A 17591-nucleotide genomic window follows, 5' to 3' on the forward strand; every position below is an offset into this window, starting at 1 on the left:
GACGCGAGGCGGCCGGACGGGACTCGTCCCGCAGGGCGTCGACGGCGGCGACGAGCACGTCCCGTTCGCTCTCGGGGGCGCCGTCGGCCGCGCGCTCGTAGAGCCGTGCGCCCTCCTCCAGCACCAGGTCCGTGTCCATTCCCGCCGGGATCTTGATCTGGGCGTGGTGACGCCAGGTGGTGATCGGATCGCCCCAGGCCTCCACGGTGTACGTCCACAGGCCGGTCTCGCCCGCGGTGACGGTGGCGCCCCAGCGGTCGGTGCCGGGCGACAGCTCCCGCATCGGGGTCCAGGGGCCCGGGCGACCGTGCGGGTCTGTGAGGACGACATTGGCCGCGACCGCGTCGTGGCCTTCGCGGAACACGGTGGCCGAGATCTCGAACGACTCTCCGGTGACGGCCTTGGCGGGCCTGCGGCCGTGCTGGACGATCGGCCGGACGTCCAGCACGGGGATGCGCCCGAGGGATGCCTCGGCGCTGTACATCGGGGCCGTCGGGGGTGCTGACGAGTGGTGCGTGGCGGGCATGACCGCTCCTGTCCGCGACAACGTGGGTGGGCGGATGGGTGTGGGGAGGTGGGTCCTGCGTGATCTCTGTGCAGTCTTGGAGGTGTACCCGGGGGAGCCTTCCCACCCTATTCGGGTGAGCAATCCGGCACTTTGTTAACTACTCACGCGTATGTCTACACACAAGACCGGCCCCGTTCGGAAACGAACGGGGCCGGTCTCGGTACTACGCGATGACAAGCCCGACAACACCTCCTACGAGGCCGGGACCTGCAGCAGTTCGTCCGGCGAGCCCAGGCCCCGGCCGGAGATCTTTCCGGACACCGCCAGCTTGACCAGCGCCTTGGAGACCTGGGCCGGTGTCGCCTTCGGATGGCCGCCCAGATAGAGCGCGGCCGTGCCGGTCGCGTGCGGGGTCGCCATGGACGTACCGGAGAAGGTCGCTTTCCCGGTGTTGCTCGCATAGGAGGCCGAGGTGATCGACACTCCCGGGGCGAACAGGTCGACGGCCGAGCCGAAGTTGGAGAAGCTCGCCCGCGCGTCGTTCCTGTCGCTCGCGCCGACGGTGATCGCCTGCTTGACGTCGGCCGGGGAGTACAGCGCGGCCGGCAGGCCGTCGTTGCCCGCGGCGACGGCGTAGGTGACGCCCGAGGCGATCGAGTTGCGTACGGCCGCGTCCAGCTGGGCGTTGTGGTAGCCGCCCAGGCTGAGGTTGGCGACGGCCGGTTTCCTCGCGTGCTTGGTCACCCAGTCGATCCCCGCGATGACCTGCGCGGTCGTACCGGATCCGGCGTTGTCCAGGACGCGTACGGCGACGACCTTGGACTGCTTGGCCACGCCGTAGGTCGCGCCGGCGATCGTGCCGGCGACGTGGGTGCCGTGGCCGTTGCCGTCGGAGGCGGTCCGGTCGTTTCCGACGAAGTCCCAGCCGTAGCTCGCGCGGCCGCCGAAGTCCTTGTGCGTGATCCGGATGCCGGTGTCGATGACGTACGCCGTCACCCCGCGGCCGGCCGTTTCGGGCCAGGTGTAGCTCCTGTCCAGCGGCAGGGCCGGCTGGTCGATCCGGTCGAGGCCCCAGGACGGCGGGTTCTTCTGGGTGTGGTCGAGTGTGATGCGGGTGTCCTGGACGACCGAGGCGACTCTGGAGTCGGCGGCGAGGCGCTTGGCCTGTCTCTCGTCCGCCCTGATCGCGTAGCCGTTGAGGACCGTGCCGTAGGTCTGGCTTATTTTCGCCCCGTACTGCTCGGCGATCTCCTTTCCGGTCTCCGACGGAGCCTTCGTGTCCCCTTTCAGGGTCACCAGGTAACTTCCGCCGACGGTGCCGGGTTCACCGGCGCCGAGTATCTGCCCCTCGGGTAAGGCGTGCGCAGGCAGGGTGATGGCCGAAAGCGCGGCAGCACAGGCCACCGCGGTGAGGCCCCCGGTCCAGCGCAGACGCCGCGTTCGCGTCCGTGCCATGGGTCATTCCCCCTCCATTGGCTCCACTGGCAGCCTCTCGTGCGGTGGAGAAGACCCACAAGAGGGCCTACGGGGGCGGAATCGGCCATGTCCGCCATGGTGGACGAGTGAAGGTTGCGGCGTTTTCCGGACTACGTAGGAGTGTGTCGCGTTCTTCGGTGTGCCGTGGTTGCGGAGCCCTCCGCACCGATACCTTCGATGTGACGACGAGGCGCACAGTGTTGTGCGTCCGCACAGCCACACGCGTCGAGGTGGAAAGTGAAGGCGATCCGTCGATTCACCGTCCGACCCGTTCTCCCCGAACCCCTCCGGCCGCTGAGCGATCTGGCCCGCAATCTGCGCTGGTCCTGGCATGCGGAGACCCGCGACCTGTTCCAGTCCGTCGACCCCGAGCGCTGGGCCGTCAGCGACGGCGATCCCGTACGGCTGCTCGGCAGCGTGTCGCCCGCGCGGCTCGCGGAGCTGGCCGAGGACCGCCGCTTTCTGCGCCGGCTGACCGCCGTCTCGGACGACCTGGCCGACTATGTGACCGGGGAGCGCTGGTACCAGGCGCAGTCCGGCGAGCTGCCCGCCGCCGTCGCCTACTTCTCGCCCGAGTTCGGCATCACGGCCGCCCTGCCGCAGTACTCCGGCGGCCTCGGCATCCTGGCCGGCGACCATCTCAAGGCGGCCAGCGACCTCGGTGTCCCGCTGATCGGCGTGGGCCTGCTCTACCGGCACGGCTACTTCCGGCAGAGCCTGTCCCGCGACGGCTGGCAGCAGGAGCACTATCCCGTCCTGGACCCCAACGAACTGCCCCTCACCCTCGTCGAGGAGCCCGACGGCACCCCCGCCCAGGTCCAGCTCGCCCTGCCCGGCGGCAGGCAGCTGCACGCCCGCATCTGGCTCGCCCAGGTCGGCCGCGTCCCGCTGCTGATGCTCGACTCGGACGTCGAGGAGAACGACCTCGGCGAACGCGGGGTCACCGACCGGCTCTACGGCGGCGGCAGCGAACACCGGCTGCTGCAGGAGATGCTCCTCGGCATAGGAGGGGTTCGGGCGGTGCGGACGTACTGCCGGCTCACCGGCCACCCCGCGCCCGAGGTCTTCCACACCAACGAGGGCCACGCCGGCTTCCTCGGCCTGGAGCGCATCGCCGAACTGTGCGACCAGGGGCTGGACTTCGACCCGGCACTGGAGGCGGTCCGGGCCGGCACCGTCTTCACCACCCACACGCCCGTGCCCGCCGGCATCGACCGCTTCGACCGCGAACTGGTCGCCCACCATTTCGGACCGGACGCCGAACTCCCGCGCATCGACGTCGAACGCATCCTGCGGCTCGGCATGGAGACCTATCCGGGCGGCGAGCCGAACCTCTTCAACATGGCCGTGATGGGGCTGCGGCTCGGCCAGCGCGCCAACGGCGTCTCCCTGCTGCACGGCAACGTCAGCCGGGAGATGTTCTCCGGACTGTGGCCGGGATTCGACCCCGCCGAGGTGCCGATCACCTCCGTGACCAACGGGGTCCACGCGCCCACCTGGGTGGCCCCCGAGGTCTTCCGGCTCGGGGTCCGGCAGATCGGCGCGCAGCGCACCGAGGACGCGCTGACCGTCGGCGGCTCGGACCGCTGGGACGCGGTGGGGGACATCCCCGACCAGGACATCTGGGAGCTGCGGCGCAGTCTGCGCGAGCAGCTGGTGGACGAGGTGCGGCGCCGGCTGCGCGCCTCCTGGCGCCAACGCGGCGCCGGAACGGCCGAGTTGGGGTGGATCGACGACGTCCTCGACCCGGACGTCCTCACCATCGGGTTCGCGCGGCGCGTCCCGTCGTACAAACGCCTGACCCTGATGCTGCGCGACCGCGACCGGCTGATGGATCTGCTGCTGCACCCGGAGCATCCGATCCAGATCGTGGTCGCGGGCAAGGCGCACCCGGCGGACGACGGCGGGAAGCGGCTGGTGCAGGAGCTGGTGCGGTTCGCGGACGACCCGCGGGTGCGCCACCGCATCGTCTTCCTGCCCGACTACGGCATGGCGATGGCGCAGAAGCTCTACCCGGGCTGCGACATCTGGCTCAACAACCCGCTGCGCCCGCTGGAGGCGTGCGGCACGTCCGGGATGAAGGCCGCCCTCAACGGCTGCCTCAACCTCTCCGTCCTGGACGGCTGGTGGGACGAGTGGTTCCAGCCCGACTTCGGCTGGTCCATCCCCACGGCGGACGGCGCGGGGACCGATCCCGAGCGCCGCGACGACATAGAGGCGGGCGCGCTCTACGACCTGCTGGAGCAGCGGGTGGCCCCCCGCTTCTACGAGCGCGGCCGGCACGGCCTGCCCGACCGGTGGATCGAGATGGTGCGCCAGACCCTGACCCTGCTCGGCCCGAAGGTGCTGGCCGGCCGGATGGTGCGCGAGTACGTCGAGCGCCTCTACACCCCCGCCGCCCATGCGCACCGCGCCATGGACCCGGACTCCGCGCGCGAACTCGCCGCCTGGAAGGCACGGGTGCGGTCCGCCTGGCACGACGTCACCGTCGACCATGTGGAGACGTCCGCCCACATGCCCACCGCGGAACTCGGCACCACGCTCGCCCTGCGCGTACGCGTCGGGCTCGGCGAACTGGGCCCGGACGACGTGGAGGTCCAGGCCGTCTCGGGCCGCGTCGACCAGGAGGACCGCATCACGGACGCGGCCACGGTCCCCCTGAAACCGGCAGGCGGCCCCGACACCGAGAACCGCTGGCTCTACGAGGGCCCCCTCGCCCTGGACCGCACCGGCCCCTACGGCTACACGATCCGCATCCTCCCCACCCACCGCCACCTAGCCTCCAGCGCGGAACTGGGACTGGTGGCGGTGCCTTCGGAGGAGACGGGGGAGGGGGGTGGGGTGTTGATGCGGTGACCCCGTACGGGCGGGCACTCTGAACGCATGGCGATCGAATACGACCTCGACTGCGCGACGCCCTCGTCCGCGCCCGACGTTGCGCTCCGGCTGGCGGAGACCGGCAGGGAAACCGGGCTCTTCGACGCGTCGGTCACCGGTGAGCGGCTGGTGGAGGAGGGGGCCGTCACCCGGCTGGGGACGTGGGTGCGTGTCGTCACGTCGCGGGTGCCGCAGCCGTGGCATCCCGTCGTCACCGCGTTCGGCTTCACCCCGACCGTCGACGTGCGCTTCCGCATGGCCAAGGGGGTCGAGGTCGCGGACCAGCAGGACGACATGGTCCGGCTCGTCGCGTCCCTGCTGACGAGGATGAGCGGCGACGCCGTACTGCATTTCCAGTACGAGGTCGTCTGGCTGCTCCGCAAGGACGGTGAGCTGAGCCTGAGCGAACGGGACGACCTCTGGCGCCCCCAGCGGCTGGCCCTGGTGCCGCAGCCCTACCGTCGGCTCACTGCACCGCCCGTGTGGTGAGCCGGTGGTGGGTCAGTCCTCCGAGTACGGGGCGCACATGCGGCGCAGGAGCGTGCCGTAGCGGCGGGCGTAGGCGTGTTGGAGGGCTCGGGTGGTGGGGCCGGCGGCTCGGGTGTACCACTTGGCGGGGCGGCTGAAGGCCGTCACGGTCAGCCAGACGGTGCCGTCGCCGGTGCGGTCCACCATGAAGGATTCCTCGCCGCACTCGGGGTGGCCGGCCAGGGTGCCGTAGGCCCAGCCGACGCGGCGGGGCTCCTCGACCGTGTAGACCACCCGGCACGGGGCCTTGAGCATTCCGGCCAGGGTGACGGTGACGTCGACCTCCGGGGCGGCCCGGTCGGCGCCCGCCTCGACGCCCATGCCGAGTTCGCGGTGCAGCTCCCAGGTCAGGAGCGCCTCGCAGGCTCTGCGGAAGACCTTCTCGCCCTCGCCTATGCGCGTGCGCACATGCAGCGGGTGGAACCCCGGCGGACAGAAACCCCCGCGGCGGGTTCCGCCGACGTCGTCGTACGTGAAGTCCTCCAGGCGCATGGCACCCAAGAGTAGGGCGGCACCCGGGATGTGCTTCGCCCCGGGTGCCGCCCGTCCGCCGAACCCCCGCGGGGTCAGCTCACGTTGACCCCGGACCAGGCCGCGGCCACCGCCTTGTACTCGGTGCTGTCCGCGCCGTACAGGTCGGACGCCGCGGACAGCGTGCCCGCACGAGCCTGCTTGTAGTTGGTCGTCGACGTGAAGTACGTCGTCAGCGCCTTGTACCAGATCTGCAGCGCCTTGTCCCGGCCGATGCCGGTGACCGTCGAGCCGTCGGACGTCGGCGAGTCGTAGTCCACGCCGTTGATCGTCTTCTTGCCGCTGCCCTCCGACAGCAGGTAGAAGAAGTGGTTGGCGACACCGGACGAGTAGTGCACGTCCTTGTTGCCGACACCGGAGGACCAGTAGTCGGCCGAACCGCCGTCCTTGCTGGGCTTGTCCATGTAGCGCAGCGGGCTGCCGTCGCCGTTGATGTCGATCTTCTCGCCGATGAGGTAGTCGCCCTTGTCGGAGGCGTTGTCGGCGTAGAACTCGACTCCGGTGCCGAAGATGTCCGAGGTGCCCTCGTTCAGACCGCCGGACTCACCCGAGTAGTTCAGGCCCGCGGTGGCGGAGGTGACGCCGTGGCTCATCTCGTGGCCGGCCACGTCCAGAGCGGTGAGCGGGTGGTTGTTGCCCGAGCCGTCGCCGTACGTCATGCAGAAGCAGCTGTCGTCCCAGAACGCGTTGACGTAGTTGCTGCCGTAGTGGACGCGGGAGTAGGCGCCGACACCGTCGTTCTTGATGCCGGTGCGGTTGAAGGTGGACTTGTAGAAGTCCCAGGTCTCCTGCGCGCCGTAGGCGGCGTCGGCGGCCGCGGTCTGGTCGTTGGCGTCGCTGGACGCGGCCCCGGTGCCCCAGGTGTTGTCCGCGTCGGTGAACAGCGTGCCGGTGCCGGACGTGCCGTGCTTCAGGTTGTACGTCTTGTGGCCGCCGCGCGAGGCGTCGGTCAGCGTGTACGACGAGCCCGAGCCGGACGTGGTGAGCTCGACCGTGCCCGAGTACAGCGTCTTGCCGGTACCGGTGGCGTTCTCGATGCCCTGGTACTCGAAGAGCTTCTTGCCGGTCGCGGCGTCGGTGATGACGTGCAGCTGGTTCGGGGTGCCGTCGTCCTGCAGACCGCCGACGACCGTCTCGTAGGCGAGGACGGGCTTGCCGGAGCCGGCCCACACGACCTTGCGGGCGCCGTCCGCCGCGGACTTGGTGGAGCCGAGCGTCCTGGCGGCGCTCACCGCCAGCTTCTCGGCCTTGGCCGGGGTGACCTGCGCCTTGAGCGAGGCGACCTTGATGGCGGCCTTGGTCGCCTTGGTGACGCCCTCGGACTTGCCCGCCTTGGACGTGTGGACCACGAGGTCGCCGCCGAGGACCGGCAGGCCCGCGTAGGTGCGCTCGTAGCGGGTGTGCACCGTGCCGTCGACATCTCTGACGACGTCCTTGACGATCAGCTTCTCCTTGGCGCCGAGGCCGAGTCGGCGGCCCGTCTCGGCTATGTCGGCCTGCGCCTTCTGTATGAGCGAGGTGCGGGCGGCCGCCGAGAGCGTGGTCGGCGCGGCGGCGAGGGGCGCCTGGCCGGCCTGGTCGGACGGGACCTGGGCCGACGCCGTTCCGGCGGTGAGTCCGCCGGTGAGCAGGGCTCCGGCCGCGACGGCGGTGGCGATGGCCAGGTATGAGCGCTTGTGACGCGCGTAGCGGGGGGTGGTCACACAAGCTCCTTGTCGTGGGGGACCGGTAGGGCGTGGGGGCCCGGCCGGCGTTCGGAGTGACGTTGTGCGGCGGTTGTGAGGAAGACTGACACCGGGGCCGCGTACATGTCAGGACCCCGAAGTGATGTTGGCTGAAAATCGACTGCCGGGTGAACATTGCAGTCGTGTAACAGCACAGGGCATCGGTAAAGGCATGTCCATGCGTCGGTACGCGTGCGGCAAAGGGGAGGGCGCCGCCCCGGGGAGTCGAACCTCCGGAGCGGCGCCCTGACTTGGGGCTCGCGGTCGGTCTACGGGAAGGTGAGCGCCCAGCTGTCGATGTAGCCGGTGTCCTGCGCCGCCTGGTCCTGGACCCGCAACTTCCAGGTGCCGTTGGCGGTTTCGGAGGAGGCGTTGACCGTGTAGGTCTGCTGGACGTTGTCCGCCGAGTCGGAGCCGCTGAAGTTCTTGAGGCGGTACGTCGACCCGTCCGGCGCGACCAGGTCGATCACCAGGTCGCCGCGCCAGGTGTGCACGATGTCGACCGAAACCTGAAGGTTCGAGGGGGCGTTGCCGCTACGTCCGGAGACGGTGACGGACGACGTCACGGCCGCGCCGTTGTCCGGAATCGACACGTTCGTCGTGTTCTCGAACGACGTGCCGCCGCCCCCGCCGCCCGAGCGCGAGCCGACCGCGACGCCCGCCCATGCGTCCTGCACCGCCTTGTACTCGGCGGACGTCGTGCCGTACAGCTCACCCGCCGCCGCGAGCGTGCCGGTGCGGGCCGCCGCGTAGTTGGTGGTGGAGGTGAACTTCGTGGTCAGCGCGCGGTACCAGATCTGCAGCGCCTTGTCCCGGCCGATGCCGGTGACCGGAAGCCCGTCCGCCGTCGGCGAGTTGTAGCTGACGCCGTTGATGACCTTGGCGCCGCTGCCCTCGCTCAGCAGATAGAAGAAGTGGTTCGCCGGGCCCGACGAGTAGTGCACGTCGACGCCGCCGATGCCGGAGTACCAGTTGTCCTTGGACGCGCCGTCCTTGCTGGGCTTGTCCATATAGCGCAGCGGGGTGCCGTCGCCGTTGATGTCGATCTTCTCGCCGATGAGGTAGTCGCCCTGGTCGGAGGAGTTTTTGGCGTAGAACTCCACACCCGTGCCGAAGATGTCGGAGGTCGCCTCGTTCAACCCACCCGATTCCCCGGTGTAGTTGAGGCCCGCGGTGTTGGAGGTGACGCCGTGGCTCATCTCGTGCCCGGCCACGTCCATGGCGGTCAGCGGGTCCTGGTTGCCGGAGCCGTCGCCGTAGGTCATGCAGAAGCAGCTGTCGTCCCAGAAGGCGTTCACGTACGAGTTGCCGTAGTGGACGCGGGAGTAGGCGCCGACGCCGTTGTTCTTGATGCCGGTGCGGCCGAAGGTGGACTTGTAGAAGTCCCAGGTCTCGGCGGCTCCGTAGTGGGCGTCCGCGCCGGCCGTGGCGGCGTTCGACGTGGTGCCGTTGCCCCAGGTGTTGCTGGTCTGCGAGAACAGCGTGCCGGTACCGGACGTGCCGTGGTTCAGGTTGTACGTCTTGTGGCCGCCCCGGTCGCCGTCGTTCAGCGTGTACGTGGAGCCCGACTGTGTCGTGGTCAGCGAAACCGTGCCGCTGTACTGGGTGTTGCCGGTGCCGGTCGCCGTCTCGATGCCCTGGTACTCGTAGAGCTTCTCGCCGGTGGCCGCGTCGGTGATGACGTGCAGCTGGTTCGGGGTGCCGTCGTCCTGCAGACCGCCGACGACCGTCTCGTACGCCAGGACCGGCTTGCCGCTCGCCGCCCAGATCACCTTGCGCGCGCTGTCGGCGGCCGCCTTGGTGGAACCGAGGGCCTTCGCGCGCTGCACGGCCTGCTTCTCGGCGGCCGCCCTGGTGATGTCCGGGGTGACGTCGGAGACCTTGATGGCGGCGTTCGTCGCCTTGACGACGTGCGTCGTCGCGCCCGACCTGGCGGTGTCCACGATCAGGTCGCCGCCGAGGACCGGCAGCCCGTCGTAGGTGCGCTCGTAGCGGGTGTGCAGGGTGCCGTCGGCGTCCTTGACGACATCGCGCGCGACCAGCTTCTCCTTGGCGCCGAGGCCGATGTCGCGGGCGGTCTGCGCACGGGCGGTGTCGGCGTCGCGTATCAGCTCCGCGCGCTGGGACGGGGTGAGCTTGACGGCCGCGTGGGACGGGTCGGCCTGGGCGGCCGGGGCGGCGGACGCGGCGCCCGCCTGGACGGCCGCGGCGAGCAGGGCGGTGACGCCGGCGACGGCGACGATGTGGGAGGTGCGTCTGCGAGAGGAATTGCTTCTCAACACTGACTCCTTCTGCGTGGCCGCGGGTTGCGCGGCCAGGGGAGATCCGGACGGTGGGTCGACCGTCCGGGCAGAACTGGGCAGAACCAATGCGGAACCAGGTGCACGGCCGTGACGACACAGCGGCGTTTCTGTGGGGTTGCTGTGAAGCGGCCGGGGGAAGCCTGGCACCGGATGGCGCTTTCTGTCAGGGGCGCGTCAGGAAGTTGGCCGGAATTGGTTCGTTGTCCGGATGCTCATGTCCGGTATGCGGACCTCTGGGTCCTGCAGGGATCGTCAGGTGCGGTCCCCGTGCCAGGTCCGCCACAGCGCCGCATACGCCCCCTCGGCCGCCACCAGCTCCTCGTGCGTGCCGAATTCCGTCAGCCGGCCGTCCTCCATCACCGCGACCCGGTCCGCGTCGTGCGCGGTGTGCAGCCGGTGCGCGATGGCGATGACCGTGCGGCCCTCCAGCACAGCGGCCAGGGCCCGTTCGGTGTGCCGGGCCGTCGTCGGGTCCAGCAGTGCGGTGGCCTCGTCGAGGATCAGGGTGTGCGGATCGGCCAACACGACCCGGGCGAGGGCGAGTTGCTGCGCCTGCGAACCGTCCGTGCGGCGACCTCCCTCGCCGAGCACGGTGTCGAGGCCGTCCGGCAGCTCCCGGACCCAGTCGTCCGCGCCGACCGCCGCCAGCGCCGCCCACACCTGCTCGTCGTCGGCGGCCGGTTCGGCGATCAGCAGATTGTCGCGGACCGTGCCGAGGAAGACATGGTGCTCCTGGGTGACCAGGACGACCTGACGGCGCAGCTGCTCGGGTCCCAGACCGACCACCGGCACCCCGCCCACCGTCACCGTGCCCTCGGTCGGCGCGTCGACGCCCGCGAGCAGCCGGCTGAGCGTGGTCTTGCCCGCGCCGGACGGCCCCACCACCGCCAGCCGCTCGCCCGGCCGTACGGTCAGATCGACCCCGCGCAGCACCTCGCCGCCGCGGTCGTAGGCGAAGCGCACCCCGCTCACCTCGATCAGGTCGCCGTCCGGCGCGGGCGACTCGGCGTCCGGTGTCCGCGGCGCCCGGGCCAGTCCCTCCACGCGCGCGAACGAGGCGCCGCTGTTCTGCAGTTGCTCGACCCGCATCAGGATCTCGTCGAGCGGACCGCTCAGCCGCTGCAGATACAGGGCCGCCGCCACCACGACGCCCAGGGACAGCGTGCCCCGCCCGTGCAGCACCCCGCCGAGCAGCAGGACGGCCGCCACGGGAACGAGATAGGAGACGTCCACCGCGGGGAAGAACACGGAGCGCAGGAACAGCGTGTACAGCCGCGTGTGCCGCGAGGTCTCCAGGGCGTCCCGGCTCGCCGCGATCCGCCGCTTCTCCAGCCGCAGCGCCTCGACGGTACGGGCGCCGGACGCCGTCGCCGCGACGATCTCCGCGACGTCGGAGGTGGCGGCACCCTCGGCGAGATAGCCGTCGCGGGCCCGGCGCAGATACCAGCGCAGCGCGCACCAGATGCCGATCAGACCGAGCAGCCCGCACGCGCCGAGCAGCGGGTTCAGCCAGAACACCGCGCCGAGCAGGAACAGCGCCTGCACGGTGTTGATGAGCAGAGCGGGCCCGACGTCGCGCAGGGTCGTGCCGACCGTCGTCACGTCGCCCGTGCCGCGCGCCGTCAGATCACCGGTGCCCGCCCGTTCCACCACGGCGGCGGGCAGGGTCAGGGTCCTTTCCACGAACTGTTCCCGCACCCGCGCGAGCGCCCGCTCACCGAAGCGGTGGCCCACGTAGTGGGCGTAGCGCGCGAGCACCAGCTGGGCCAGCGAGCAGAGCAGGATCCACAGCGCGAGACGGTCCACCGCGTGCACGCCCTCGCCCGCCTCCACCTCGTCCACGATCCGGCCGACCAGCCAGGGACCGGCGAGGCCCGCGACGGCGGCGAGCGCGTTGAGCGCGAGTACGGCGGTGAAGGCGCGGCCGTCCGCGCGGATCAGCCGCACGGCTGCTCGGCGTACGTCGGAGGGTTCCGCGACGGGGAGTCTGCCCGACGGGTCCGCCGTCACCGTACGACCTCCTCGGCGCCGGTGTCGCGGGCCACGAGGGCGCGGTAGCCCGGTTCGGTGTCCAGGAGTTGCTGGTGTTTTCCGGTGGCTGTGACCTTGCCGTCGACGAGGTAGTACACGGTGTCCGCTCGGTCGAGCACGAGAGGGGATGTTGTGGTGAGCACGGTGGTACGGCCCTGGCGGGCGGCTCGGAGGCGTTGGGCGACCAGGGCCTCGGTGTGGGCGTCCAGGGCGGAGGTCGGTTCTACGGCGAGGAGGATCTCGGGGTTGGCCAGGAGGGCTCTTGCCAGGCGGATGCGTTGGCGTTGGCCGCCGCTGAGGTTTCTTCCCTGGGGGTCGATGGTGGAGTCGAGGCCCTCGGGGAGGGCTTGGATGATGTCTTCTGCGGCTGCTGTGTGGAGGGCTGCTTGTTCGTCGCCGGGTGCGGGTTGTGTGTGGTTGGTCGCGCCCCGCGGCGGAGCCGCATATCGATACAGCCTCGCGCCCCCAAGAGATGTGCCGCCCATTGCTTCGTGCAGCGTTCCTGCAAACAGGTCTGCTTCGTGGTCGGCGATCAGGATGTGCTCTCTGACCTGGTTCAGGCGGATCTTGTCCAGCGGGATGTCGCCCCAGGTTGCCGTTGAGGGGACGTATCTGCCCAGCCTGTCCAGGATGGTTGTCGCGTCCGACGGGCGGGTGCAGGCCAGGGCCGTCAGGTGGCCCGGGAGGATTCGTACGCCCGACTCGGGGTCGTGCAGGGGTGACGGGCTTGCGGGGGCGTCGTGGGTGCCCGTGTCCTCCAGGGGCTGGAGCTGGAGGAAGCGTACGACCCGGCGGGCTGCCACCAGGCCGCGGCTGATCTGGTAGCCGCACTCGACCCAGAAGCCCACCGGGCCGACGAGGACTGCCACGTAGCCGTACACCGAGACCAACTCGCCGATGGTGAGGGTGCCTTGGGCGGCCAGGCGGGCCGCGAGCCAAGTGACGACGGCGAGGAAGAGGGTGGGCAGGCCGACGCCGAGCGCCTGCACCCAGCTGGTCACCGAGCCGACGCGGTAGCCCTGGCGGCGCAGTCGCTGCGAGTCGCGGTGGAAGGCGTCCGCGAACAGCCCTTTGCCGCCCAGACCGTTGAGGACCCGCAGTCCGCCCGCGAGGTCCGCGATCCGTGCGGTGAGCACGCCCTGCCGTTCGCGGTACTCGGTCTCCGCGCCCTGCAGCCGGGCCAGCAGCGGTCCCACGAGGACGACGATCAGCGGGATGCCGAGGAGGACGACCGCGGCGATCAGCGCAGAGATGGACAGGAGCAGTCCCGCGACCACCAGATACGCCACGACCGCGCCGACCCCGGGCCCCACGACCGTCAGCGCCTGGCTGATCGTCTGCACGTCGCCCACCCCGATGGTGACAACCTCACCGGCGCCGACCCCGCGGCGCAGCGCGGCCCCGAGCCGGACCGCGTGGCCCATGACCACTTTGACCGTACGGAAGTTGGCGTCCATCCGTACCCGGGTCATCGTGCGGTGGCGCAGGACGCCCAGCCAGGCGTTGCATGCTCCGACCGCGAAGAGCACCGCCGTCCAGCCCGCCAGTGCCGGGAAGTCACCGGGCACCAGGCCGTCGTCGATCGCCCGGGACAGCAGATACGGCGTCGCCGCCAGCAGCACCATCCACACGCTGCCGAACCCCGCACCGGCCAGCGACCGGCCGGCCTGGCACCGCACCAGCCACCACAGATACCGTGCGCCGCCGCGACCGTCGGGCTCGCCCGGCTCCTCGTACGCGTCGATCATCCGTCCCCCGATCCCGTGATCCGCTATGCCAGACTGTCCCGCCATGCCCGATGCAGATCCGCGAACCTCCCTGTCCCCGCGATGAGTTCGGCCGGGCTGCCGTCCTCCACGATCCCGCCGTGCTCCATGACCAGCACCCGGTCCGCGATCTCCACGGTCGACAGCCGGTGGGCGATGACGATCGCGGTACGCCCCTCCAGCACCGTCGACATCGCGCGCTGCACCGCCCGCTCGCCCGGGACGTCCAGCGAGCTGGTCGCCTCGTCGAGGATCAGCACCGCCGGGTCGGCGAGCAACGCCCGTGCGAACGCCACGAGTTGGCGCTGACCCGCGGAGATACGGCCGCCCCGCTTGCGTACGTCCGTGTCGTACCCGTCCGGCAGCGCGCTGATGAACTCGTGCGCCCCGATCGCCTTCGCCGCCCGCTCGATCTCCGCACGGCTCGCGTCCGGGCGGCCGATGGCGATGTTCTCGGCGACCGTGCCGGAGAACAGGAACGCCTCCTGCGTCACCATCACCACCCCGCGCCGCAGTTCGGCCACGGACAGCTCGCGCAGGTCGACGCCGTCCAGCAGGACCCGTCCCTGGGAGGGGTCGTAGAACCGGGCGAGCAGTTTCGCCAGCGTCGACTTGCCGGCGCCGGTCGAGCCGACGACCGCGACCGTCTGCCCGGCGGGGACGGTCAGGTCGAAGCGGGGCAGAACCTCGCCGCCGGTGCGGTAGCCGAAGGCGACGGCATCGAACACGACCTCGCGGCCCGGGTGTTCGCTCTTCAGCGGCGGCAGCTCCCCGGGCGCCGACGGCTCGGGCACGGACGGCGTCTGCGCGAGCAGCCCGGCGATCTTCTCCAGGGAGGCGGCCGCCGACTGGTACGCGTTCAGGAACATGCCGAGCCGGTCGATGGGGTCGTAGAGCCGGCGCAGATACAGCACCGCGCCCGCCAGCACACCGAGTTCCAGCGAACCGCTCGCCACCCGGTAGGCGCCCCACAGCACGATCCCCGCGACGGCCGTGTTGGCGACCAGCCGGGAGCCGACCACATAGCGGGCCATCTCCAGCAGCGCGTCGCCGTTGGCCCGCTCGTGCCGCCGGTTCAGCACCCGGAACTCGGCGTCGTTGGCGGCCTCGCGGCGGAAGGCGCGCACCGGGCGGATGCCGTTCATGGTCTCGACGAACTTGACGATGACGGCCGCGATGGCGGTGGACCGCGTCCGGTACACGCGTACCGCCCGCCGCTGGTAGACGCGTACGAGCAGATACAGCGGCACGAAGGACGCCACCGCCACCGCGCCCAGCCCCAGGTCCAGCCAGAGCAGCATCGCCGAGATGTAGACGAAGGACAGGATGACCGTGATGAGTTCCTGAAGGCCCTCGTTGAGCAGTTCCCTGAGCGACTCCACGTCCGTCGTCGAACGCGAGATCAGGCGGCCGCTCGTGTAGCGCTCATGGAAGTCGATGCTGAGCGCCTGCGCGTGCCGGAAGATCCGCCCGCGCAAGTCCAGCAGTACCTCCTGGTTGACGCGGGCCGAGGCGACGATGAACGCCGACTGCAGTCCGCCGGAGACCAGCGCGCACAGCAGATAGGCGACGGCCACGGCGATCAGCGGACCGTGGTCGTGGTCCCGGAACGCCGGTACGGCATGGTCGATCGCGTACGCCACCAGCAGCGGGCCCGCCTGCACCGCCGCCTGCTGGAGCAGCAGGAGCAGCGTCGTGACGGAGACCCGGCCCTTCATCGGGGCGAGCAGGGAACGCAGCAGCGCGGCGGTGGCGCCCGGGGGAGCGGGCAGGACGTCCCGGTCGAAGGGGTCGCCGGCGTCCTTGGGGCGGGGGAGGTCCGGTTCGTCGTCCGCCGTGGGCGCGGACGTGGTCGGAGCCGTCATCGGTCGTCCTCCGCTTCTCCGGTCCCGGACATCAGGTACGCGTACTCGGCGTTCGTGCGCAGCAGTTCGTGGTGCGTGCCGACGGCGGTGATCCGGCCGCCGGACAGCAGGGCGACGCGGTCGGCGAGCAGGACCGTGGACGGGCGGTGCGCCACGATGAGGGCGGTGGTCTCCGCGAGCACGTCCCGCAGGGCGGCCTCGACCGCGGCCTCGGTGTGCACGTCCAGCGCGGACAGGGGGTCGTCGAGGACGAGGAATCTCGGTTTTCCCACGACCGCACGTGCGAGCGCGAGGCGTTGGCGCTGGCCGCCGGAGAGGGTGAGGCCCTGCTCGCCGACCCTGGTGTCCGTGCCGTCGGGGAGTGCGTGGGCGAAGTCGGCCTGGGCTACGGCGAGGGCGCGGTTCAGGTCGGCTGCGCCTGCGGTGGTCTCGGCGCCCATGAGGACGTTGTCCGCGATGCTCGCCGAGAAGAGGGTGGGTTCTTCGAAGGCTACGGCGACTTTTGCGCGGAGTTCTTCGCGGGGGATGGTGGTGATGTCCTCGCCGTCCAGGGTGATTCTGCCCGCGGTGAGTTCGTGGAGGCGGGGAACCAGGGCGGTGAGGGTGGTTTTGCCGCTGCCTGTTGCGCCTACCAGGGCCATGGATTCGCCTGGGCGGATGTGGAGGGTGATGTTTTTCAGGACGGGTGGGGTGGTTTTGTCGGCGTCTGGGTAGCGGAACTGGACGTTTTCGAAGCGGAGTCCGCTGTCCTGGGCGCTCGTTTTGGCGGCACCCGGCGCTGCAGGCTGTGCCCACCCGTTCCGCCCTGCGGAACGATTGCCCACAGCGGTAGCGGTAGCGGGGCGGCGGCCCGCAGAGGTGGCAACCTCCGGTTCGGCGTCCATGGCCTCGAAATAGCGGTCCGTTGCTGTTGCTGCTTCCTGGGTCATGGCCAGGAGGAAGCCGATGGAGTCGATCGGCCAGCGGAGGGCGAGGGCTGTGGAGAGGAAGGCGACCAGGGTGCCGGTGGAGAGGGAGCCGTCGGCCACCTGGATCGTGCCGAGGACCAGGGCCGCGCCGATCGCGACTTCCGGGAGGGTGACGATGACGCCCCAGATCGTGGCGAGCAGCCCCGCCTTGCGCAGTTCCGTGCCGCGCAGGGTCTGGGCGAGTTCGCGGAACGCGCGTGCCTGGCTGCGGTGCCTGCCGAAGCCCTTGACGATGCGGATGCCGAGCACGCTCTCCTCGACGACCGTGGTCAGATCGCCGACCTGGTCCTGGGCGCGGCGTGACGCGTGGGCGTAGCGCTTCTCGAAGACGGCACAGGTGATGATCACGGGGACGGCGGGGCCGAGGATCACCAGCCCGAGCGTCCAGTCCTGAAGGAGCATGATGATCACGCCGACGAGGATCGTCACGCCGTTGACGAACAGGAACGTCAGCGGGAAGGCGAGGAACTGGCGCAGCAGCATCAGGTCCGTCGTGCCGCGCGACAGCAACTGGCCCGAGGACCAGCGGTCGTGGAAGGCGACCGGCAGCCGCTGCAGATGGCCGTAGAGATCCGCGCGCATCCCGGCCTCGACGCTCGACAGGGGCCGTGCCACCAGCCACCGCCGCAGTCCGAACAGCAGTGCCTCGGCGAAACCGAGCAGCAGCAGATACAGCGCCCCGAGCCAGACGCCCGCCGGGTCCCGGTCGGCGACCGGACCGTCCACCATCCACTTCAGGACGAGCGGGAACACCAGCCCCGTGCACGAGGCGACCACGGCGATGAACGCGGCCGTGAACAGACGCGCCCGCACGGGCCGGACGTACGGCCACAGGCGCAGCAGCGCGCGTACGGCGGATCGTTCGGCGGTCTCGTGGGGCTCTGCTGCGGCGGCACGTGTACTGGGCATCGGACGTGAGCCTACGGACCGGCACCGACAACGCCCACCGAGTTTTGGCCGGTCCGGTCGTACGCCGGCATCAACCGATCGGTTGATGCGGCTTCGAGCGCGACG

The 17591-nt window shown here is 70.6% G+C and carries 11 protein-coding genes; 2 read left to right on the forward strand and 9 right to left on the reverse strand.

Features of this window, described 5'->3' with window-relative positions:
- Together MQN93_RS37825 and MQN93_RS37830 are read right to left on the reverse strand one after the other, a co-directional pair.
- A partial coding sequence (locus MQN93_RS37825; RefSeq protein ID WP_242713048.1) for a maltotransferase domain-containing protein occupies positions 1-526 on the reverse strand: 526 nt, incomplete at its 3' end.
- Between the two features lie 234 nt (positions 527-760).
- A complete protein-coding gene (locus tag MQN93_RS37830) occupies positions 761-1963 on the reverse strand; it encodes a S8 family peptidase (RefSeq protein WP_242713049.1) in 1203 nt (400 codons plus the stop codon).
- A 258-nt stretch (positions 1964-2221) separates the two neighbouring features.
- Here MQN93_RS37830 and MQN93_RS37835 point away from each other — a divergent pair, with 258 nt between their 5' ends.
- Together MQN93_RS37835 and MQN93_RS37840 are read left to right on the forward strand one after the other, a co-directional pair.
- On the forward strand, positions 2222-4840 hold the full coding sequence (locus MQN93_RS37835) for a glycosyltransferase family 1 protein (protein WP_016432571.1): 2619 nt from the start codon (positions 2222-2224) through the stop codon (positions 4838-4840).
- 27 nt (positions 4841-4867) lie between these two features.
- Complete coding sequence (locus MQN93_RS37840) at positions 4868-5350, forward strand: SitI3 family protein (protein WP_242713050.1); 483 nt, start codon at positions 4868-4870, stop codon at positions 5348-5350.
- A 12-nt stretch (positions 5351-5362) separates the two neighbouring features.
- Here MQN93_RS37840 and MQN93_RS37845 read toward each other — a convergent pair whose 3' ends face one another.
- From MQN93_RS37845 to MQN93_RS37875, 7 genes are all read right to left on the reverse strand, one after another.
- Positions 5363-5881, reverse strand: coding sequence for a DUF1990 domain-containing protein (locus MQN93_RS37845; protein ID WP_242713051.1), 519 nt, complete (start codon positions 5879-5881; stop codon positions 5363-5365).
- A 74-nt stretch (positions 5882-5955) separates the two neighbouring features.
- On the reverse strand, positions 5956-7623 hold the full coding sequence (locus MQN93_RS37850; RefSeq protein ID WP_242713052.1) for a M4 family metallopeptidase: 1668 nt from the start codon (positions 7621-7623) through the stop codon (positions 5956-5958).
- 290 nt (positions 7624-7913) lie between these two features.
- The gene (locus MQN93_RS37855) at positions 7914-9923 is read right to left on the reverse strand and encodes a M4 family metallopeptidase (protein ID WP_242713053.1); all 2010 of its coding nucleotides are present in this window, start codon (positions 9921-9923) and stop codon (positions 7914-7916) included.
- A 276-nt stretch (positions 9924-10199) separates the two neighbouring features.
- On the reverse strand, positions 10200-11957 hold the full coding sequence (locus tag MQN93_RS37860) for an ABC transporter ATP-binding protein (protein ID WP_242713054.1): 1758 nt from the start codon (positions 11955-11957) through the stop codon (positions 10200-10202).
- On the reverse strand, positions 11954-13726 hold the full coding sequence (locus MQN93_RS37865) for an ABC transporter ATP-binding protein (RefSeq protein ID WP_242713120.1): 1773 nt from the start codon (positions 13724-13726) through the stop codon (positions 11954-11956). Before MQN93_RS37865 ends, MQN93_RS37860 begins: the two co-directional genes overlap by 4 nt.
- Positions 13727-13749: 23 nt before the next feature.
- Positions 13750-15609, reverse strand: coding sequence for an ABC transporter ATP-binding protein (locus MQN93_RS37870; RefSeq protein ID WP_242713055.1), 1860 nt, complete (start codon positions 15607-15609; stop codon positions 13750-13752).
- On the reverse strand, positions 15606-17486 hold the full coding sequence (locus MQN93_RS37875; RefSeq protein ID WP_242713056.1) for an ABC transporter ATP-binding protein: 1881 nt from the start codon (positions 17484-17486) through the stop codon (positions 15606-15608). Before MQN93_RS37875 ends, MQN93_RS37870 begins: the two co-directional genes overlap by 4 nt.
- Positions 17487-17591: the final 105 nt, after the last annotated feature.

This window comes from Streptomyces spinosisporus, assembly GCF_022698145.1.
GTDB lineage: Bacteria > Actinomycetota > Actinomycetes > Streptomycetales > Streptomycetaceae > Streptomyces > Streptomyces spinosisporus.

What these genes read in the sequence shown, in the direction of transcription:
- MQN93_RS37830 (WP_242713049.1), bottom strand. Translation starts at nt 1,963, where the DNA reads ATGGCACGGACGCGAACGCGGCGTCTGCGCTGGACCGGGGGCCTCACC.
- MQN93_RS37840 (WP_242713050.1), top strand. Translation starts at nt 4,868, where the DNA reads ATGGCGATCGAATACGACCTCGACTGCGCGACGCCCTCGTCCGCGCCC.
- MQN93_RS37845 (WP_242713051.1), bottom strand. Translation starts at nt 5,881, where the DNA reads ATGCGCCTGGAGGACTTCACGTACGACGACGTCGGCGGAACCCGCCGC.
- MQN93_RS37865 (WP_242713120.1), bottom strand. Translation starts at nt 13,726, where the DNA reads ATGATCGACGCGTACGAGGAGCCGGGCGAGCCCGACGGTCGCGGCGGC.
- MQN93_RS37870 (WP_242713055.1), bottom strand. Translation starts at nt 15,609, where the DNA reads ATGACGGCTCCGACCACGTCCGCGCCCACGGCGGACGACGAACCGGAC.
- MQN93_RS37875 (WP_242713056.1), bottom strand. Translation starts at nt 17,486, where the DNA reads ATGCCCAGTACACGTGCCGCCGCAGCAGAGCCCCACGAGACCGCCGAA.